This is a genomic window from Mesorhizobium sp. M1A.T.Ca.IN.004.03.1.1 (genome assembly GCF_003997555.1).
In the GTDB taxonomy this organism is placed as follows: domain Bacteria; phylum Pseudomonadota; class Alphaproteobacteria; order Rhizobiales; family Rhizobiaceae; genus Mesorhizobium.
The window spans coordinates 1-251 of the sequence record NZ_RZTV01000737.1 but is presented as its reverse complement, the minus strand read 5'-3'; the positions used below and the strand labels follow the sequence as shown (position 1 = coordinate 251).

Below are 251 nucleotides of genomic sequence, written 5' to 3'. Positions count from 1 at the left end.
AATTGATGACTACACGCAAGAAAGAAGCAGCCGATCAGCGAAAGCTGGAGTTGCGGGCCAGCGACATCCTGGACCTGAACAACCAGATCGGCGTCAGGCTGCGGTCGCTCTATGCGGCTGCACAGGATGAGGCGATTCCCGATCGTTTTCTCGACCTTCTCGAAAAGCTCGACCATGCTGAAATGATGGCTTCTGCCAAGATGGCCGAATAGGATCGTCGCATGGAAGACAAATCGCAACCCAGCTTCAAG

General features: G+C 54.2%; 1 protein-coding gene. It reads left to right on the top strand.

Annotation, left to right across the window (positions count from 1 at the left end; translation table 11 throughout):
• Window positions 1–5: 5 nt before the first annotated feature.
• Window positions 6–212, top strand: a complete 207-nt coding sequence (locus EOD29_RS33615) for a NepR family anti-sigma factor (RefSeq protein ID WP_127248873.1) — start codon at window positions 6–8, stop codon at window positions 210–212.
• The last annotated feature ends 39 nt before the right edge of the window (window positions 213–251 follow it).